The 18040-nt window shown below is 63.7% G+C and carries 18 protein-coding genes and 1 tRNA gene; 18 read left to right on the forward strand and 1 reads right to left on the reverse strand.

Going from position 1 to position 18040, the window contains the following annotated elements; translation table 11 throughout:
* Positions 1-20 precede the first annotated feature (20 nt).
* The 5 genes from ilvN (at position 21) to AB4Y35_RS12510 (ending at position 5214) form a co-directional block, all read left to right on the forward strand.
* On the forward strand, positions 21-512 hold the full coding sequence (gene ilvN, locus AB4Y35_RS12490; protein ID WP_027795483.1) for an acetolactate synthase small subunit: 492 nt from the start codon (positions 21-23) through the stop codon (positions 510-512).
* A 115-nt stretch (positions 513-627) separates the two neighbouring features.
* Positions 628-1644 (forward strand): ketol-acid reductoisomerase, encoded by a 1017-nt coding sequence (ilvC, locus tag AB4Y35_RS12495; protein ID WP_028205689.1) that lies wholly within the window; start codon positions 628-630, stop codon positions 1642-1644.
* A 147-nt stretch (positions 1645-1791) separates the two neighbouring features.
* Positions 1792-2445 (forward strand): phosphatidylserine decarboxylase, encoded by a 654-nt coding sequence (locus AB4Y35_RS12500; RefSeq protein ID WP_028205688.1) that lies wholly within the window; start codon positions 1792-1794, stop codon positions 2443-2445.
* Positions 2446-2457: 12 nt separating this feature from the next.
* Positions 2458-3333 carry a CDP-diacylglycerol--serine O-phosphatidyltransferase gene (gene pssA / locus AB4Y35_RS12505; RefSeq protein ID WP_042271776.1) on the forward strand — a complete coding sequence of 292 codons (876 nt, stop codon included), beginning with the start codon at positions 2458-2460 and terminating at the stop codon, positions 3331-3333.
* A 327-nt stretch (positions 3334-3660) separates the two neighbouring features.
* Positions 3661-5214, forward strand: a complete 1554-nt coding sequence (locus tag AB4Y35_RS12510) for a 2-isopropylmalate synthase (RefSeq protein ID WP_133182076.1) — start codon at positions 3661-3663, stop codon at positions 5212-5214.
* 113 nt (positions 5215-5327) lie between these two features.
* Here the strand turns inward: AB4Y35_RS12510 and AB4Y35_RS12515 are convergent, their stop codons facing one another.
* Positions 5328-5879 (reverse strand): hypothetical protein, encoded by a 552-nt coding sequence (locus AB4Y35_RS12515; protein WP_368704598.1) that lies wholly within the window; start codon positions 5877-5879, stop codon positions 5328-5330.
* Positions 5880-6074: 195 nt separating this feature from the next.
* Here AB4Y35_RS12515 and AB4Y35_RS12520 point away from each other — a divergent pair, with 195 nt between their 5' ends.
* The 13 genes from AB4Y35_RS12520 to nuoF all read left to right on the forward strand — a co-directional run bounded on the left by AB4Y35_RS12520 (position 6075) and on the right by nuoF (position 18009).
* Positions 6075-7367 carry a branched-chain amino acid ABC transporter substrate-binding protein gene (locus AB4Y35_RS12520; RefSeq protein WP_368704599.1) on the forward strand — a complete coding sequence of 431 codons (1293 nt, stop codon included), beginning with the start codon at positions 6075-6077 and terminating at the stop codon, positions 7365-7367.
* 154 nt (positions 7368-7521) lie between these two features.
* Complete coding sequence (gene rpsO, locus AB4Y35_RS12525; protein WP_042271770.1) at positions 7522-7791, forward strand: 30S ribosomal protein S15; 270 nt, start codon at positions 7522-7524, stop codon at positions 7789-7791.
* Between the two features lie 364 nt (positions 7792-8155).
* Positions 8156-10303: a polyribonucleotide nucleotidyltransferase gene (gene pnp / locus AB4Y35_RS12530; RefSeq protein WP_201693548.1), complete on the forward strand. Its 2148-nt coding sequence runs from the start codon at positions 8156-8158 to the stop codon at positions 10301-10303.
* A 145-nt stretch (positions 10304-10448) separates the two neighbouring features.
* Complete coding sequence (locus tag AB4Y35_RS12535; protein WP_368704600.1) at positions 10449-11465, forward strand: NAD(P)H-quinone oxidoreductase; 1017 nt, start codon at positions 10449-10451, stop codon at positions 11463-11465.
* A gap of 153 nt (positions 11466-11618) precedes the next feature.
* Positions 11619-12401, forward strand: a complete 783-nt coding sequence (gene tpiA, locus AB4Y35_RS12540) for a triose-phosphate isomerase (RefSeq protein ID WP_368704601.1) — start codon at positions 11619-11621, stop codon at positions 12399-12401.
* A gap of 101 nt (positions 12402-12502) precedes the next feature.
* Positions 12503-12907 (forward strand): preprotein translocase subunit SecG, encoded by a 405-nt coding sequence (gene secG / locus AB4Y35_RS12545; RefSeq protein WP_368704602.1) that lies wholly within the window; start codon positions 12503-12505, stop codon positions 12905-12907.
* 110 nt (positions 12908-13017) lie between these two features.
* Positions 13018-13102, forward strand: a tRNA-Leu gene (locus AB4Y35_RS12550).
* A gap of 164 nt (positions 13103-13266) precedes the next feature.
* Positions 13267-13626, forward strand: a complete 360-nt coding sequence (locus AB4Y35_RS12555) for an NADH-quinone oxidoreductase subunit A (RefSeq protein ID WP_028205678.1) — start codon at positions 13267-13269, stop codon at positions 13624-13626.
* A 72-nt stretch (positions 13627-13698) separates the two neighbouring features.
* On the forward strand, positions 13699-14178 hold the full coding sequence (locus tag AB4Y35_RS12560; RefSeq protein ID WP_027819582.1) for an NADH-quinone oxidoreductase subunit B family protein: 480 nt from the start codon (positions 13699-13701) through the stop codon (positions 14176-14178).
* A 22-nt stretch (positions 14179-14200) separates the two neighbouring features.
* Positions 14201-14806: an NADH-quinone oxidoreductase subunit C gene (locus AB4Y35_RS12565; protein ID WP_069265281.1), complete on the forward strand. Its 606-nt coding sequence runs from the start codon at positions 14201-14203 to the stop codon at positions 14804-14806.
* Between the two features lie 9 nt (positions 14807-14815).
* On the forward strand, positions 14816-16069 hold the full coding sequence (locus AB4Y35_RS12570; protein ID WP_133182092.1) for an NADH-quinone oxidoreductase subunit D: 1254 nt from the start codon (positions 14816-14818) through the stop codon (positions 16067-16069).
* Positions 16070-16198: 129 nt separating this feature from the next.
* A complete protein-coding gene (gene nuoE / locus AB4Y35_RS12575) occupies positions 16199-16684 on the forward strand; it encodes an NADH-quinone oxidoreductase subunit NuoE (RefSeq protein WP_254320019.1) in 486 nt (161 codons plus the stop codon).
* Positions 16681-18009, forward strand: a complete 1329-nt coding sequence (gene nuoF, locus AB4Y35_RS12580; protein WP_266230547.1) for an NADH-quinone oxidoreductase subunit NuoF — start codon at positions 16681-16683, stop codon at positions 18007-18009. The genes nuoE and nuoF overlap by 4 nt, the downstream gene beginning before the upstream one ends.
* The last annotated feature ends 31 nt before the right edge of the window (positions 18010-18040 follow it).

Below are 18040 nucleotides of genomic sequence, written 5' to 3' on the forward strand. Positions count from 1 at the left end.
GATAAATCGCGGATCACATCATGAGACACATTATTTCCGTTTTGCTGGAAAACGAGCCGGGCGCGCTCTCGCGCGTGGTCGGCCTCTTCTCGGCACGCGGCTACAACATTGAAACCTTGACGGTGGCGCCGACCGAAGACCGTTCGCTGTCGCGCATGACCATCGTTTCCATTGGCTCGGACGACGTGATCGAACAGATCACGAAGCATCTGAACCGCCTGATCGAGGTGGTGAAAGTGGTCGACCTTACCGAGGGCGCCCACATCGAGCGCGAACTGATGCTGATCAAGGTAAGGGCGGTCGGCAAGGAGCGTGAGGAGATGAAGCGGATGGCGGATATTTTCCGCGGCCGTATCATCGACGTCACCGAAAAGACCTACACGATCGAACTGACGGGCGCGAGCGACAAGCTCGACGCGTTCATCGAAGCGATCGATGCGACCGCGATTCTCGAAACCGTCCGTACGGGCGGCTCGGGCATTGGGCGCGGAGAGCGCATTCTGAAGGTGTGACCCGACCACAGTCGATCTTGCACCGGACTTGACCGGATGCGTCCTTAATCGCATCCGGTGCAGCAAAAGCTAATAGCAGTACCGAAATTCACCAGACTCTCGCCAAGGAACCAACATGAAAGTTTTCTACGACAAGGACGCCGATCTCTCCCTCATCAAGGGCAAGCAGGTCACGATCATCGGTTACGGCTCGCAAGGCCACGCACACGCGCTGAACCTGAAGGACAGCGGCGTGAACGTCACGGTCGGTCTGCGCAAGAACGGCGCATCGTGGAGCAAGGCTGAGAACGCCGGCCTGCAGGTCAAGGAAGTGGCCGAAGCGGTGAAGAACGCCGACGTCGTCATGATGCTCCTGCCCGACGAGCAGATCGCCGATGTCTACGCGAAGGAAGTCCACGCGAACATCAAGAACGGCGCAGCGCTCGCGTTCGCCCACGGCTTCAACGTGCACTACGGCCAGGTGATCCCGCGCGCGGATCTGGACGTCATCATGATCGCCCCGAAGGCGCCGGGCCACACGGTTCGCGGCACCTACTCGCAAGGCGGCGGCGTGCCCCACCTGATCGCCGTCCACCAGGACAAGTCGGGCGCGGCGCGTGACATCGCCCTGTCGTACGCAGCAGCGAACGGCGGCGGCCGTGCCGGCATCATCGAAACGAACTTCCGCGAAGAAACCGAAACCGACCTGTTCGGCGAACAAGCCGTGCTGTGCGGCGGTACGGTCGACCTGATCAAGGCTGGCTTCGAAACGCTGGTCGAAGCAGGCTACGCGCCGGAAATGGCTTACTTCGAGTGCTTGCACGAACTGAAGCTGATCGTCGACCTGATCTATGAAGGCGGCATCGCCAACATGAACTACTCGATCTCGAACAACGCCGAGTACGGCGAGTACGTGACGGGCCCGCGCGTCATCACGGCCGAGACGAAGAAGGTCATGAAGGAAGTCCTGAAGGACATCCAGACCGGCGAATACGCCAAGAGCTTCATCCTGGAAAACAAGGCCGGCGCACCGACGCTGCAATCGCGCCGCCGCCTCGGCGCCGAGCACCAGATCGAAGTGGTCGGTGCGAAGCTGCGCGCGATGATGCCGTGGATCGCCGCGAACAAGCTCGTCGACCAGTCGAAGAACTAATCTGACGGCTCAATCTGATCGCGTGTGCGGTTTTATGCCGACACTCATCAGTTTGACCTGAGTCAGACCCGAAAAAGCCGCCCAGGTGGGATGAACCCTGGGCGGCTTTTGCTATCCTACGGTTTTTAAAATAACAGCGAAGCCACCATGAATTACCCTCATCCGATCATCGCGCGCGAAGGCTGGCCGTTCATCGCCATTGCGGCCGTCGTGGCGCTCTTGATCCATGCGGTCGCAGGCTTCGGACTCGCATGGCCCTTCTGGCTGATCCTGATCTTCGTCGTCCAGTTTTTCCGCGATCCGCCGCGCCCGATTCCAAGCCAGGCCAACGCCGTGCTGTGCCCGGCGGACGGCCGCATCGTCGCCGTGGAAACTGCGCACGACCCGTATGCAAACCGTGAAGCGCTCAAGATCAGCGTGTTCATGAACGTCTTCAACGTGCACTCGCAACGCTCGCCCGTGGACGGCGCCGTCGCCAAGGTCGAGTACTTCCCGGGCGCGTACCTGAACGCCGCCATCGACAAGGCTTCGACCGAGAACGAGCGCAACGCCGTGGTCCTGACGATGGCCGACGGCACGACCGTCACCTCGGTGCAGATCGCGGGCCTGATCGCGCGCCGCATTCTCTGCTACGTGCGTGCCGGCGAGCCGCTCTCGCGCGGCCAGCGCTATGGCTTCATCCGCTTCGGCTCGCGCGTCGACGTCTACCTGCCCGTGGGCAGCCGCCCGCGCGTGTCGATCGGCGAGAAGGTGTCAGCCTCGTCGACGATCCTCGCCGAACTGCCGACCCAATCGGCATAAAGGAGGGCTGCGATGGCCGGATTCAAACAGCGTCGACCCCGTAACCCTGCCGGCGCGCCGCTGCCGCGGCCGTTCCGGCGCAACAAGGCCGTGCAGGAGCCGATGGGCGTCGCCGCGAACCGGCGCGCGGCGCGCCAGGAGTTCCTGAAGAAGCGCGGCATCTACCTGCTGCCCAACGCGTTCACCACGGCGGCGCTCTTCTGCGGCTTCTTCGCGGTCGTGCAGGCCATGAACGTGCGCTTCGAGGTGGCGGCCATCGCCATTTTCGTGGCGATGGTGCTCGACGGCATGGACGGGCGCGTGGCGCGCATGACGCACTCGCAAAGTGCGTTCGGCGAGCAGTTCGACAGCCTCTCGGACATGGTGTCGTTCGGCGTGGCGCCCGCGCTCGTGATGTACGAGTGGGTGCTCAAGGATCTCGGGCGCTGGGGCTGGCTCGCGGCTTTCGTCTACTGTTCGGGCGCGGCGCTGCGGCTTGCGCGCTTCAACACGAACATCGGCGTGGTGGACAAGCGCTTCTTCCAGGGCCTGCCGAGCCCGGCTGCGGCCGCGCTCATCGCCGGCTTCGTCTGGCTCGCCACCGACAACCGCGTGCCCGTGAAGCTCTCGTGGCTGCCGTGGGTGGCCTTCGTGCTGACGATCTACGCGGGCGTGACGATGGTGTCCAACGCGCCGTTCTACAGCGGCAAGGCGCTCGACGTGCGCCATCGCGTGCCGTTCGCGGCCACGCTGCTCGTGGTGGTGGCGTTCGTGCTGGTGTCGTCCGATCCGCCGTTGATGCTGTTCGGCCTCTTCGTGCTCTACGGTCTCTCGGGCTATGTGTTCTGGGCGTACCAAGCCGTTCGCGGACGCTCGAACCCGGCGCGTTCGTCGCCGCGCGAGCGGTAGGGCGCGGGTGGGGGAGTGCTGCAAAAGGGGCTGCGCGCGAGCGCGGCCCTTTTTCTTTTGGCACTCGCCCGGACTGGTCTGCCTATACCGGCCGTCTCCAATTGCGCTATCGGCGGATTCCGGCTATAGTCGGCGGCATGGACACCATCCAGTTCCCCCTCTTCTCCCTTCAAGCCGGCGCGCGACTAAGCACGCTAGCGCTAGCGCGCCTGCCGCGCTGATCTCGCTCGCCCTCCGTAAGCCTCGTTCATTGTCAGCGTCGCCATCGGTGGCGCGAACACCCAAAATCCGTTTTAGACACTGAACAAGTCCCCCTGGAGACCCGAAATGGCAGCAGACAAGCTCATCATCTTCGATACGACGTTGCGTGACGGCGAGCAGTCGCCCGGTGCGTCGATGACGAAGGAAGAGAAAATCCGCATCGCGAAGCAGCTCGAGCGCATGAAGGTCGACATCATCGAAGCGGGCTTCGCAGCCAGCTCGAACGGCGACTTCGACGCGATCCACACGATCGCCGGCATGGTGAAGGACAGCACGATCTGCTCGCTCGCCCGCGCGAACGACAAGGACATCCAGCGCGCCGCCGACGCGCTCAAGCCCGCCGACCACTTCCGCATCCACACGTTCATCGCCACCTCGGCGCTGCACATGGAGAAGAAGCTGCGCATGTCGCCCGAGCAGGTGCTCGAGCAGGCGAAGCTGGCCGTGCGCTTCGCGCGCAAATTCACGAACGACGTGGAGTTCTCGCCCGAAGACGGCAGCCGCTCGGACATGGACTTCCTGTGCCGCGTGCTCGAAGCCGTAATCAACGAAGGCGCGACCACGATCAATATCGCCGATACGGTCGGCTACGGCATTCCCGAGCTGTACGGCAACCTCGTGAAGACGCTGCGCGAGCGCATTCCGAATTCGGACAAGGCCGTGTTCTCGGTGCACTGCCACAACGACCTCGGCATGGCCGTGGCGAATTCGCTGGCCGGCGTGCAGATCGGCGGCGCGCGTCAGGTGGAGTGCACGATCAACGGTCTCGGCGAGCGCGCGGGCAACACCTCGCTCGAAGAAATCGTGATGGCCGTGAAGACCCGCAAGGACTACTTCGGTCTCGATCTCGGCATCGACACCACGCAGATCGTGCCGGCCTCGAAGCTGGTTTCGCAGATCACCGGCTTCGTGGTGCAGCCGAACAAGGCCGTGGTCGGCGCCAACGCGTTTGCGCACGCGTCGGGCATCCACCAGGACGGCGTGCTCAAGGCGCGCGACACCTACGAGATCATGCGCGCGGAAGACGTGGGCTGGAGCGCGAACAAGATCGTGCTCGGCAAGCTCTCGGGCCGCAACGCGTTCAAGCAGCGCCTGCAGGAACTGGGCATCCAGCTCGACAGCGAAGGCGAACTGAACAATGCGTTCGCGCGCTTCAAGGAACTGGCTGACCGCAAGTCCGAAATCTTCGACGAAGACATCATCGCGATCGTCACGGAAGAGTCGGCCCAGGCGCAGGATCAGGAGCACTTCAAGTTCATCTCGCTCGCGCAGCATTCGGAGACGGGTGAGCGTCCGCACGCACGCGTCGTGTTCTCGGCCGACGGCAAGGAAGTGACCGGCGAAGCCGCGGGCAACGGCCCGGTGGACGCCACGCTCAACGCGATCGAAACCGAAGTGGGCAGCGGCTCGGAGCTTTTGCTGTACTCGGTGAACGCGATCACGACGGGCACCCAGGCGCAGGGCGAAGTGACGGTGCGCCTCTCGAAGGCCGGCCGCATCGTCAATGGCGTGGGCACCGATCCGGATATCGTTGCCGCTTCGGCGAAGGCGTATATCTCGGCGCTCAACAAGCTCTACTCGGGCGACAAGGTCAATCCGCAGCGCTCCGAAGCGGTGTAAGCGGCGGCGAGGCGTCTGGCCTCGCTCGCAGCGCCAGGCAATCAAAAACCCCCGGCTCGCGAGAGCGCGGGGGTTTTGTTTTTTGCTGCGCCCGGGGGGCGCGATCAAAACAATCAGAACAGGCTGCGGCGATCCGGATCGTGTAGCGGGTCGGGCGTCTTCTGCGTGAGCCGCAGAATGCCCTGGTCGTCGAAGTAGAAGCTGTAGAGCATGTACCAGACGTTGTCTTCGAGGTAGCGGTAGGTCCACGCTTCCTTCTTCATCAGCGGGAAGTAGGCGGTTTCGACCGGGCGGCCGAAGTTCACCAGCACGTCGGCGCGCGTCCATTTGCCGATTTCCGCGCGATAGAACTCGTTGGGCTGCAGCACCTGGCGCACGTTCACGACGCGGCCGCTGGCGTCGATGTCGGCGGCCGTGGTGACTTCGCCCATCGGCTGGGTCGGCCACATCAGGCGCTTGCCGCCGTCGGGCAGATCGTAGGTTTCGGCCGGCGGGCCGAAGCGGGCGATCACGGACTGCGCGTCGTCGCCCGCATGGAATTGCTGCCACGGCTGGGCGCAGCCGGCGAGCGCGAGTGCGCCCACGCCCGCGAGGAGCACGAGGCGCAGGCGGCGCGAGGCGAGGCGCACGGGCGTTGCGAGCGAGGTTGAGAGGCGCGTGAACATGATGTCCCCCGATGGCAAGGTTTCAATGACCGCCGTGAATGTGGAACCCTTATTTTGACACGGCGCGAGGCGCTCGCGGGGCGGGCCTGTCCGGGCACGCGGTGGATCGCGGCCTTGCCGTCGTCCCGTCTCGCGGCCTATGATCCGCGCTTCGAATGACAATCGGGCTGGCATCAAACAATGAGAGTAAAGCGCATGACGGCACGCATGGCGCGTGCGGCGGCGATCGTGGTCACCGTGACGGCGCTGGCGGCAGGCCTTGCGGTCGCAACCGGCGTGCAGGCGGATGAAGCGCCGACCGGCAAGCCGATCCAGCTCGCGCTCATCGAAGGCATGTCCGGCCCGTTCGCGGACGCGGGCGCGGCCGTCGAGCGCAATCTGCGCTTCGGCGTGGAGCGGATCAATGCGCGCGGCGGCGTCGTACTGCGTGACGGGGCGCATCCGCTCGAACTGGTGACGCTCGACAGCAAGGGCAGCCCCGAGGCGGCGCTCGTGCAGCTGCGCATGGTGCAGGACCGCCACATCGGCTTTGTCATGCAGGGCAACAGCTCGGCGGTGGCGGCTGCGCTCGAGTCGGCGGTCGATCGCCAGGCCACGCGCGATCCGCAGAACCGCGAGCTCTTCCTCAACTATTCCGCCGACGACCCCGCGCTCACCAACGCCAATTGCAGCTTCTGGCATTTCCGCTTCGACGCGCACGCGGGCATGCGCATGGACGCGCTCGCGGACGTGATCGCCGCGGACAAGTCGGTGAAGAAGGTCTATCTGCTCAACCAGGACTACAGCTTCGGCCACGACGTGAGCACGCTCGCTCGCGCCGCGCTGGCGACGGACCGTCCGGACATCGCCATCGTCGGCGACGAGTTCCACCCCATTGGCCGCGTGAAGGACTTCGCGCCGTACATCGCCAAGATTCGCGCTGCGGGCGCCGACGCCGTCATCACGGGAAACTGGGGCAATGACCTCACGCTGCTCGTGAAGGCTGCACGCGAGCAGGGCCTCGACGCGAAGTTCTACACCTTCTACGGCAACAGCCTCGGCGCGCCGGCGGCGCTGGGCGACGCGGGCGTGAAACGCGTGATCGCGGTAGCCGACTGGCATCCGAACGCGGGCGGCGCAGCTTCCGACGCGTGGTACAAGGCGTTCCGCGCACGCTACCCGGCGGCCAAGGACGACTACCCGGTGCTGCGCATGTCGATGATGGTGGAAATGCTCGCCCAGGCCATGACGAAGGCGGGCACGGCCGACCCCGAGGCCGTCGCCAAGGCACTGGAAGGCATGCGCTTCGACAATGGCTTCCACCCCATGTGGATGCGCGCCGACGACCACCAGGTGATCCAGCCCCTTTACGTCATGGAGATGGACAAGCAGCGCACGCCTGGCGTGCGCAACGACAACGAGGGTTCCGGCTACGGCTTTCGCACGGTGCTGGCGCTGCCCGCGCAGCAGACCGTGCCCGCCACTGTCTGCCAGATGAAGCGGCCTTGACCGCGTCCCTTACAAGCGGTTTCGCGGCAAATCGGGGCTGTGCTACAATACGCCCCTTGTCGCGAACCTGCGGCAAGGCAATCACGCAGTCAGAACCAAGCCACGGCACGGCCTTTCTTCCGTGACCGCTCGTTTGTTTTAAAGGAAAAGCAAAATGTCCGTAGCAGATATCAAGAAGTCCGACGTCGTCGCGCAATTCGCGCGCGGCACCAACGACACGGGTTCGCCCGAAGTTCAGGTTGCACTCCTGACGTCGCGTATCAACGAACTGACCTCGCACTTCAAGTCGCACGCGAAGGATCACCACAGCCGCCGCGGTCTGCTGCGCATGGTGAGCCGCCGCCGCAAGCTGCTCGACTACCTGAAGGGCAAGGACGCTGACCGTTACCGCGCGCTGATCGAGAAGCTGGGTCTGCGTAAGTAATCGGAAGGTCTTCCGCAAAGATGCCTGTGTCAGTTCCACTGATGCAGGCATTTTGTTTTTGAACGGTGCGCTTCATGCGGCTTTTCAAGCCGCTCTGATGCGATAAACACCGGTCAGTAACACAAGGCAACACCACGTAGCATCAGCAGTACAAGCAGCAGGGCCGGGCCTCGGGGCAGAGCTTTGTGTCATTCCAGCAGATCGTACGCGGCGATGCGTCACAGCCGCACTGCAACTGTTTTGCAACCTCGCGATCCGCTGGAATGGCATAACACTCCTCTTCCTGCGCGGTGCCGGAACCTGTCTTGCCGCATCGTCCGCGTGTGCGGGCGGCGCATAACAAATGAGTAAGGAGTGAGTGACCATGACCATGTTCAATAAAGTCGTGAAGGAATTCAAATGGGGCCAGCACAACGTGCGCCTCGAAACGGGTGAGATCGCCCGTCAGGCCAGCGGCGCTGTCATCGTCGACGTCGAAGACACCGTCGTGCTCGCGACCGTCGTCGGTGCGAAGACCGCCAAGCCGGGTCAGGACTTCTTCCCGCTCACCGTCGACTACATCGAAAAGACCTATTCGGCCGGCAAGATCCCGGGCGGCTTCTTCCGCCGCGAAGGCCGTCCGTCGGAAGGCGAGACGCTGATCTCGCGCCTGATCGACCGTCCGCTGCGCCCGCTGTTCCCGGAAGGCTATTACAACGAAGTCCAGGTCGTGATCCACGTCCTGTCGATCAACCCGGAAGTCCCGGCTGACATCCCCGCGCTGATCGGCGCGTCGGCTGCGCTGGCGATCTCGGGTCTGCCGTTCAACGGCCCGGTGGGCGCCGCACGCGTGGCCTACATCAACAACGAGTACGTGCTCAACCCGACGCGCGCGCAGATCAAGGAATCGCGCCTCGACCTCGTCGTCGCCGGTACCGAGCGCGCCGTGCTGATGGTGGAATCGGAAGCCGACCAGCTGCCCGAAGACGTGATGCTCGGCGCGGTCGTGTTCGGCCACGAGCAGATGCAAACGGCCATCGACGCGATCCACGAGCTGGTGCGTGACGGCGGCAAGCCCGAGTGGGACTGGACGCCGGCGCCGAAGGACGAAGCGCTGATCGCACGCGTCACGGCCATCGCCAACGACAACCTGCTCGCCGCGTATCAACTGCGCGACAAGCAGCAGCGTTCGACCAAGCTGAAGGAAGTCTACGCAGCCACGTCGGCGAAGCTCGAAGAAGAAGCGGCTGCGGCCGGCACGACGGCGGCCGACAAGGCCACGGTCGGTAACATCGTGTTCGACCTCGAAGCGAAGATCGTCCGTTCGCAGATCCTGAACGGCGAGCCGCGTATCGACGGCCGCGACACGCGCACGGTGCGCCCGATCGAGATCCGCACGGGTGTGCTGCCGCGCACCCACGGTTCGGCGCTCTTCACGCGCGGCGAAACGCAGGCGCTGGTCGTCGCGACGCTCGGCACCAAGGGCGACGAGCAGATCATCGACGCGCTCGAAGGCGAGTACCGCGACCGCTTCATGCTCCACTACAACATGCCCCCGTTCGCGACCGGCGAAACGGGCCGTGTTGGCTCGCCCAAGCGCCGTGAAATCGGCCACGGCCGTCTCGCCAAGCGCGCGCTGGTCGCGTGCCTGCCGAGCGCCGAAGAGTTCGGCTACTCGATCCGCGTGGTCTCGGAAATCACCGAGTCGAACGGATCGTCGTCGATGGCATCGGTGTGCGGCGGCTGCCTCGCGCTGATGGACGCCGGCGTGCCGATGAAGGCGCACGTCGCCGGCATCGCGATGGGTCTGATCCTCGAAGGCAACAAGTTCGCCGTGCTCACCGACATCCTCGGCGACGAAGATCACCTCGGCGACATGGACTTCAAGGTTGCGGGTACGGAAGCTGGCGTGACCGCGCTGCAGATGGACATCAAGATCCAGGGCATCACCAAGGAAATCATGCAGGTCGCCCTCGCGCAGGCGAAGGAAGGCCGCATGCACATCCTCGGCAAGATGACCTCGGCGGTGTCGGGCGTGAACACCGAACTGTCGGCGTACGCTCCGCGCATGATCACCATCAAGATCAACCCGGAAAAGATCCGCGATGTGATCGGCAAGGGCGGTTCGGTGATCCGCGCGCTGACGGAAGAAACCGGCACGACGATCGACATCTCCGACGACGGCGTCGTGACCATCGCTTCGACGTCGAGCGAAGGCATGGCCGAAGCGAAGAAGCGCATCGAGAACATCACGGCCGAAATCGAAGTGGGCCAGGTGTACGAAGGCGCGGTCCTCAAGCTGCTGGACTTCGGCGCGATCGTGAACCTGCTGCCGGGCAAGGATGGTCTGCTGCACATCTCCGAGATCGCCAACGAGCGCATCAAGGACATCAACGACTATCTGAAGGAAGGCCAGGTCGTGAAGGTCAAGGTCATCCAGACGGACGAGAAGGGCCGCGTGCGCCTGTCCGCCAAGGCGCTGCTCAACGAGCAGGCCAATGGCGGCGCACCGCAAGGCGAGCCGCAGCAGTAAAGCGGTAAGCTCCAACGGCCGGCAGCGTGCAAAACGCGCCGGCCGTTTTTTATGACAATGAGGGTGAATGGCAGTGCGCATGCGTCAATCCTGTCGCGTGCGCAGCGCCATCCAGACGGGGCGCGAAGCGCTGAGGAGACGCGAGATGAAGGCAGTCGAGATTACGGAATTCGGTGCGCCGGACGTGCTCAAGCTGGCTGAACGGCCAACTCCCGAGCCGAAGGCCGGCGAAGTGCTGATCAAGGTGAGCGCCTCGGGCGTGAACCGTCCCGACGTATTCCAGCGCAAGGGCTCGTATGCGCCGCCGCCGGGTATTTCCGATCTGCCGGGGCTCGAGGTGGCGGGCGAGATCGTCGGCGGCTCGATCGACGCGAAGAACAATCCGTTCGGGCTGAAGATCGGCGATCGCGTGTGCGCGCTGATTGCGGGCGGCGGTTACGCCGAGTACGCGGTCGCGCCGCTCGGGCAATGCCTGCCGGTGCCGCAGGGGCTCACCGATGTCGAGGCGGCCTCGCTGCCCGAAACGTTCTTCACGGTCTGGAGCAACGTGTTCCAGCGCGCCTACCTCGGCCAGGGCGAGGGCGGCGAGAACGAGACGCTGCTCGTGCAGGGCGGCTCGAGCGGCATCGGCGTGACGGCGATCCAGATCGCGCATGCCCTCGGCTTTCGCGTGTTCGCGACCGCAGGCTCGGACGACAAGTGCCGCGCCTGTGAAACGCTCGGCGCGGACCGCGCCATCAACTACCGCAGCAGCGATTTCGTGGAGGTCGTGAAGGCGCTCACGAACGACCGCGGCGTGGACGTGATTCTCGACATGGTGGCCGGCGGCTATGTGGCGCGCGAGCTTTCCGCGCTGGCGACCGGTGGCCGCATCGTGCTCATCGCGACGCTCGGCGGCTCCAAGGCCGAACTCAACATGGGCGAGATCCTGCGCCGCCGCCTCACGGTGACCGGTTCGACGCTGCGCGCGCGTTCCGTCGAGTTCAAGGCCCAGATCGCTCAGGAACTCAAGGCGAAGGTCTGGCCCCTCATCGAAGAGGGCCGCATCAAACCCGTCGTGTTCCGCGTATTTCCCGCCGCGCAGGCTGCCGAAGCCCATGCGCTGATGGAAAGCAGCGAGCATATCGGCAAGATCATGCTCGACTGGAGCAGCGCGGCCTGACGGCGCATCGGCACGAGCGATCCGCTCGTGCTTGATTTTTCGGGATTTTTTTTCGCATGTTTTTTGTGCATCCGGGCGGGGCGGTTTGACCCGCCTGGTTTTCACGCAGTAAAATTATGTGTTTTGCGTCCGCTTTTAACAGCAACCGGAACAATGACGAAACAACGATCGAAGCTCGTAGTCGGTAACTGGAAGATGCATGGCCGCCTCGCGGCCAATGCGGTACTGCTAGAAGGCGTTGCGCGTGGCGCGCAGGCGCTGCCTGCGGACGTGCACGTGGGTGTGTGCGTGCCGTTCCCGTATCTTGCGCAGGCGCAGGCGCTGCTCGGCGGCAGCCGGGTTCAGTGGGGCGCGCAGGATATTTCGGCGCACGAGCAGGGCGCCTATACGGGCGAAATCGCGGCAGGCATGGTTGCCGACTTCGAAGCCACGTTTGCGATCGTTGGTCACTCGGAGCGCCGCGCTTACCACGGCGAAAGCTCAGAATGCGTCGCTGTGAAGGCGCAGCGCGCGCTTGCGGCGGGCCTCACGCCGATCGTCTGCGTGGGTGAAACGCTCGAAGAACGCGAGTCGGGCGCGACCGAGCGCGTGGTCGGCGCACAGATCGATGCCGTGCTGGCCGCGCTGTCGGCCGAAGAGGCGGCGCGTATCGTCGTCGCTTACGAGCCGGTCTGGGCGATCGGCACGGGCAAGAGCGCGAGCTCGCAGCAGGCTCAGCAGGTGCACGCATTCCTGCGTGCGCGCCTCGCAGCCAAGGGCGCGCAAGTGGCGGACGTGCCGCTGCTCTACGGCGGCAGCGTAAAGCCGGAAAATGCGGCGGAGCTCTTCCGTCAGGCCGACATCGACGGCGGCCTGATCGGCGGTGCGTCGCTGAAAGAGGGTGATTTCCTCGCGATCTGCGTGGCCGCTGCGGCGGGCGCCAGCGTCGCGAGCTAAAGGCTTGCGCACGAAGCATTCGAACTAAAACGCGTCGTGCGGGCTGCTTATGCGTCTGCTCCGGAAGGGGCGGGCGTTCAACCAGGACTCAGGTGAGTGTGATGCTGTATTTGAAAACGTTGATTATCGTCGTCCAGCTTCTGTCGGCGCTCGGGGTGATCGGCCTCGTCTTGCTGCAGCACGGCAAAGGCGCGGACATGGGCGCCGCATTCGGCAGCGGCGCGTCGGGCAGCCTGTTCGGCGCGAGCGGTTCCGCGAACTTCCTTTCGCGCACTACCGCAGTTCTCGCAACGGTGTTTTTCTGCTCCACCCTTGCGTTAACTTACCTGGGGTCGTATCATGCGAAGCCTTCGGCGGGCGTGCTTGGCGCTTCGGTTCCAGCCCCGGTCGTAGCCTCGGCGCCGGCAGCTTCGGCACCGGTTGCATCTGCTCCTGGCGCAGCCGCTCCGGCGGCGGCTTCGCCGGCTGCAGCAGCCTCGCAACCTGGCAACGACGTGCCGAAATAAGATTGAAAAACTTGTTTTGTGCGTTGAACAACGAACGGAAACAAGTTAGAATCTAAGTCTTGAAGCGATTCGCGGGTTGCAAGATTTTGTTGTCCCGGATTGCATGTAGTGCCGACGTGGTGAAATTGGTAGACACGCTATCTTGAGGGGGTAGTGGCGAAAGCTGTGCGAGTTCGAGTCTCGCCGTCGGCACCAATGTTATCTAAAAAATGCCAGCCGCTTGCTTCAGCTTCGGCTGGCATTTTTGCTTCTTACGTCGTGTTCGTCTTCTGTTCGCAGCGCGAAGTACGTGAAGTGATTCCCGCGGAGCGATGCAAGTTCCAGCGGAACCTCAGAACCAACCGATATAGAGGATAGCCTTGAACCTCGCTGCCTATTTCCCCGTCCTTCTGTTCCTCCTCGTGGGTGTTGGTCTGGGCATAGCGCTAGTGACAATCGGCAAGGTCCTCGGTCCCAACCGGCCAGACAGCGAAAAAAATTCGCCGTACGAGTGCGGCTTCGAAGCCTTCGAAGACGCCCGAATGAAGTTCGACGTACGCTACTACCTGGTCGCCATCCTTTTCATCATCTTCGACCTCGAAACGGCGTTCCTGTTTCCGTGGGGCGTGGCCCTGCGCGATATCGGCTGGCCGGGCTTCCTGTCGATGATGCTGTTTCTGCTCGAATTCCTGCTGGGCTTTGCCTACATCTGGAAGAAGGGTGGTCTCGACTGGGAATAATGGGTTAATCGCCGGATTGTATGGGCGGCACTGCGGGGAAACTGTGGGCTGTCCGTCTGGAGTGGAAAGCACATGAGTATCGAAGGGGTCTTGAAGGAAGGGTTTGTCACCACCACGGCTGACAAGCTGATCAACTGGACGCGCACTGGCTCGCTGTGGCCGATGACGTTCGGTCTGGCGTGTTGCGCGGTCGAGATGATGCACGCGGGCGCGGCCCGTTATGACCTTGACCGTTTCGGCGTGGTGTTCCGTCCGAGCCCGCGTCAGTCGGACGTCATGATCGTCGCCGGCACGCTCTGCAACAAGATGGCGCCGGCGCTGCGCAAGGTCTACGACCAGATGGCCGAGCCGCGCTGGGTCATTTCGATGGGGTCGTGCGCCAACGGCGGCGGCTACTACCACTATTCGTATTCGGTCGTGCGCGGTTGTGATCGCATCGTGCCGGTCGACGTCTATGTGCCGGGATGCCCGCCGACAGCGGAAGCCCTGGTCTACGGGGTGATCCAGTTGCAGGCGAAGATTCGCCGCACCAGCACCATCGCCCGTCAATAAAGGCCGCGAGCCTCCCCACAATATGGCAAGCAAACTCGAGACCCTGAAAGCGAACCTCGAAGCGGCCCTCGGCGCGCGCATCGTCAGCCTCACCGAGGCGCTCGGCGAGCTCACGCTGGTCGTCAAGGCGGGCGAGTCCCTCGCGGTGGCCAAGGAGCTGCGCGATAATCCCTCGCTGCGCTTCGAGCAACTGGTCGACCTGTGCGGCGTCGACTACCAGACCTTCGGTGACGGCGCCTGGGAAGGCCCGCGCTTCGCGGCGGTGTCGCATCTGCTCTCGCTCGCGAACAACTGGCGCGTGCGTCTGCGCGTGTTCGCGCCGGACGACGAAGTGCCTATCGTGCCCTCGCTCGTCGAGATCTGGAATTCGGCCAACTGGTACGAGCGCGAGGCGTTCGACCTGTTCGGCATCGTCTTCGAAGGCCACCCCGACCTGCGCCGCATCCTGACCGACTACGGTTTCATCGGCCATCCGTTCCGCAAGGACTTCCCGGTTTCGGGCTATGTCGAAATGCGTTACGACCCGGAGCAGAAGCGCGTGGTCTACCAGCCCGTCACGATCGAGCCGCGCGAGATCACGCCGCGTGTGATCCGCGAAGATCGCTACGGCGGTCTGAAGAAACACTAAGAGGGTCGCATGTCAGAGATCAAGAACTACACGCTCAACTTCGGCCCGCAGCACCCGGCAGCGCACGGTGTGCTGCGCCTCGTGCTCGAGCTCGACGGCGAAGTGATCCAGCGCGCCGATCCGCACATCGGCCTGCTGCATCGCGCGACCGAAAAGCTCGCCGAGAGCAAGACGTTCATCCAGTCGGTGCCGTACATGGACCGTCTCGACTACGTGTCGATGATGGTCAACGAGCACGGCTATGTGCTCGCCATCGAAAAGCTGCTCGGCATTGAAGTGCCGATCCGCGCGAAGTACATCCGCGTGCTGTTCGACGAAGTCACGCGCGTGCTGAACCACCTCATGTGGATCGGCTCGCACGCGCTCGACGTCGGCGCGATGGCGGTGTTCCTCTACGCGTTCCGCGAGCGCGAAGACCTGATGGACGTCTACGAGGCGGTCTCGGGTGCGCGCATGCACGCGGCCTACTACCGTCCGGGCGGCGTGTACCGCGATCTGCCTGACGCAATGCCGCAATACAAGGCGTCGAAGATTCACAACGAGAAGGCGCTCGCCCGCATGAACGAGGCGCGCCAGGGCTCGGTGCTGGACTTCATCGACGACTTCTTCACGCGCTTCCCCGGTTGCGTCGACGAGTACGAAACGCTCCTCACCGACAACCGTATCTGGAAGCAGCGTCTGGTCGGCATCGGCGTGGTGAGCCCCGAGCGCGCCATGCAGCTCGGCCTGACGGGCGCGATGCTGCGCGGTTCGGGCATCGAGTGGGACCTGCGCAAGAAGCAGCCGTACGAAGTCTACGACCAGATGGACTTCGACATTCCGGTGGGCGTGAACGGCGACTGCTACGACCGCTACCTCGTGCGCGTCGAAGAAATGCGCCAGTCCACCCGCATTGCGAAACAGTGCATTGAGTGGCTGCGCAAGAATCCCGGCCCCGTGATGATCGACAATCACAAGGTTGCGCCGCCCTCGCGCGTGAACATGAAGTCGAACATGGAAGAGCTGATTCACCACTTCAAGCTCTTCACGGAAGGCTTCCACGTGCCCGAAGGCGAGGCATACGCTGCCGTCGAACATCCGAAGGGTGAATTCGGCATCTACCTGGTGTCAGATGGCGCGAACAAGCCGTATCGTCTGAAGATCCGTGCGCCGGGTTACGCCCACCTGTCCGCGCTCGATGAAATGGCGCGCGGCCACATGATTGCCGACGCGGTCACGATCATCGGCACGCAGGACATCGTGTTCGGTGAAATTGACCGCTAAGGCGGCGCGCAGCAAGGTGCGCCCGGTCCCGGGCGCACGCAGCATGGAACGCCACGTCTGTCGCAGCGAATGTATGAGAACGCGCGGCAGGTTTTCGTTCGGTAGGAATTGAAAGAGTCGTGTCTGAAAATGATCTCAGCTGAAGGCCTGAAAGAAATCGATCGCGCGTTGACGAAGTACCCCGCCGATCAGCGACAGTCCGCCGTGATGGCGGCTTTGGCCGTTGCTCAGGAAGAGCATGGCTGGCTGTCTCCCGAAATCATGCAGTACGTGGCCGACTACATCGGCATGCCGCCTGTCGCGGTGCAGGAAGTCGCCACGTTCTACACGATGTTCGAGACCAGACCGGTCGGCAAGCACAAGATCACGCTCTGCACGAATCTGCCGTGCCAGCTCGGCCCGGAAGGCGGCTCGGAAAGCGCCGCCGAATACCTGAAGCAGAAGCTCGGAATCGACTTCGGCGAAACCACGCCCGACGGCAAGTTCACCTTGAAAGAAGGTGAGTGCATGGGCGCGTGCGGCGATGCGCCGGTGATGCTCGTGAACAATCACCGCATGTGCAGCTTCATGAGCCGCGAGAAGATCGACCAGCTGCTCGAGGAGCTTTCGAAATGACTTCGTTGCACGACCGTCACATCAAACCGCTGATTCTCGCGGGCCTCAACGGCGAGAACTGGCATCTCGAAGACTACGTCGCGCGCGGCGGCTACAAGCAGCTGCGCCGTATTCTCGAAGAAAAGATTCCGCCCGAGCAGGTGATCGCCGACGTGAAGGCGAGCGGTCTGCGCGGCCGCGGCGGCGCGGGCTTCCCGACCGGCCTGAAGTGGAGCTTCATGCCGCGTCAGTTCCCGGGGCAGAAGTATCTCGTCTGCAACTCGGACGAGGGCGAGCCCGGCACGTTCAAGGACCGCGACATCCTGCGCTGGAATCCGCATAGCGTGATCGAAGGCATGGCCATCGGCGCGTACGCGATGGGCATCACCGTGGGCTACAACTACATCCACGGCGAGATTTTCGAGGTGTACCGCCGCTTCGAGGCTGCGCTGGAAGAAGCGCGCCAGGCGGGCTACCTCGGTGACAACATTCTCGGCACGGACTTCTCGTTCCAGCTGCACGCGCACCATGGCTATGGCGCTTACATCTGCGGCGAGGAAACCGCGCTGCTCGAGTCGCTCGAAGGCAAGAAGGGCCAGCCGCGCTTCAAGCCGCCTTTCCCGGCGAGCTTCGGCGTGTACGGCAAGCCCACCACGATCAACAACACCGAGACGTTCGCAGCCGTCCCGTTCCTGTTGAGCGTCGGTCCGCAGACGTACATGGAACTCGGCAAGCCGAACAACGGCGGCACGAAGATCTTCTCGATCTCGGGCGACGTGGAGCGTCCGGGCAACTACGAGATCCCGCTCGGCACCCCGTTCGCGAAGCTCATGGAGCTGGCCGGCGGCGTGCGCGGCGGCAAGAAGCTGAAGGCCGTGATTCCGGGCGGTTCGTCGGCGCCGGTCATTCCGGGCGACCTGATGATGCAGACCGACATGGACTATGACTCCATCGCCAAGCAGGGCTCGATGCTCGGCTCGGGCGCCGTCATCGTCATGGACGAAACGCGCTGCATGGTGCGCTCGCTGCTGCGTCTCTCGTACTTCTATTACGAAGAGTCGTGCGGCCAGTGCACGCCGTGCCGCGAAGGCACGGGCTGGCTGTATCGCGTGGTGAACCGCATCGAGCACGGCGAAGGCCGCCAGGAAGACCTGGACCTGCTGAACTCGGTGGCGGGCAACATCATGGGCCGTACGATCTGCGCGCTCGGCGACGCGGCGGCCATGCCGGTGCGCGGCATGCTCAAGCATTACTGGGACGAATTCGAATATCACGTGCACAACAAGCGCTGTCTCGTCGGCGGTCATGCCGGCTCGCACGCGGCCTCGGAAACGGTGGCCGCCTGACACGGGCAAGGACAGCGCGCGGTGCACGCCG

This window comes from Paraburkholderia sp. EG286A (assembly GCF_040965375.1).
Lineage (GTDB): Bacteria > Pseudomonadota > Gammaproteobacteria > Burkholderiales > Burkholderiaceae > Paraburkholderia.

Excerpts from the sequence above, each read along its gene's own strand:
- nuoF (WP_266230547.1), top strand. The coding sequence starts at position 16,681 with ATGACTTCGTTGCACGACCGTCACATCAAACCGCTGATTCTCGCGGGC.
- AB4Y35_RS12500 (WP_028205688.1), top strand. The coding sequence starts at position 1,792 with ATGAATTACCCTCATCCGATCATCGCGCGCGAAGGCTGGCCGTTCATC.
- AB4Y35_RS12535 (WP_368704600.1), top strand. The coding sequence starts at position 10,449 with ATGAAGGCAGTCGAGATTACGGAATTCGGTGCGCCGGACGTGCTCAAG.
- rpsO (WP_042271770.1), top strand. The coding sequence starts at position 7,522 with ATGTCCGTAGCAGATATCAAGAAGTCCGACGTCGTCGCGCAATTCGCG.
- AB4Y35_RS12565 (WP_069265281.1), top strand. The coding sequence starts at position 14,201 with ATGGCAAGCAAACTCGAGACCCTGAAAGCGAACCTCGAAGCGGCCCTC.
- tpiA (WP_368704601.1), top strand. The coding sequence starts at position 11,619 with ATGACGAAACAACGATCGAAGCTCGTAGTCGGTAACTGGAAGATGCAT.
- AB4Y35_RS12515 (WP_368704598.1), bottom strand. The coding sequence starts at position 5,879 with ATGTTCACGCGCCTCTCAACCTCGCTCGCAACGCCCGTGCGCCTCGCC.
- AB4Y35_RS12510 (WP_133182076.1), top strand. The coding sequence starts at position 3,661 with ATGGCAGCAGACAAGCTCATCATCTTCGATACGACGTTGCGTGACGGC.
- ilvC (WP_028205689.1), top strand. The coding sequence starts at position 628 with ATGAAAGTTTTCTACGACAAGGACGCCGATCTCTCCCTCATCAAGGGC.
- AB4Y35_RS12520 (WP_368704599.1), top strand. The coding sequence starts at position 6,075 with ATGACGGCACGCATGGCGCGTGCGGCGGCGATCGTGGTCACCGTGACG.
- pssA (WP_042271776.1), top strand. The coding sequence starts at position 2,458 with ATGGCCGGATTCAAACAGCGTCGACCCCGTAACCCTGCCGGCGCGCCG.
- nuoE (WP_254320019.1), top strand. The coding sequence starts at position 16,199 with ATGATCTCAGCTGAAGGCCTGAAAGAAATCGATCGCGCGTTGACGAAG.
- secG (WP_368704602.1), top strand. The coding sequence starts at position 12,503 with ATGCTGTATTTGAAAACGTTGATTATCGTCGTCCAGCTTCTGTCGGCG.
- pnp (WP_201693548.1), top strand. The coding sequence starts at position 8,156 with ATGACCATGTTCAATAAAGTCGTGAAGGAATTCAAATGGGGCCAGCAC.
- ilvN (WP_027795483.1), top strand. The coding sequence starts at position 21 with ATGAGACACATTATTTCCGTTTTGCTGGAAAACGAGCCGGGCGCGCTC.
- AB4Y35_RS12570 (WP_133182092.1), top strand. The coding sequence starts at position 14,816 with ATGTCAGAGATCAAGAACTACACGCTCAACTTCGGCCCGCAGCACCCG.
- AB4Y35_RS12560 (WP_027819582.1), top strand. The coding sequence starts at position 13,699 with ATGAGTATCGAAGGGGTCTTGAAGGAAGGGTTTGTCACCACCACGGCT.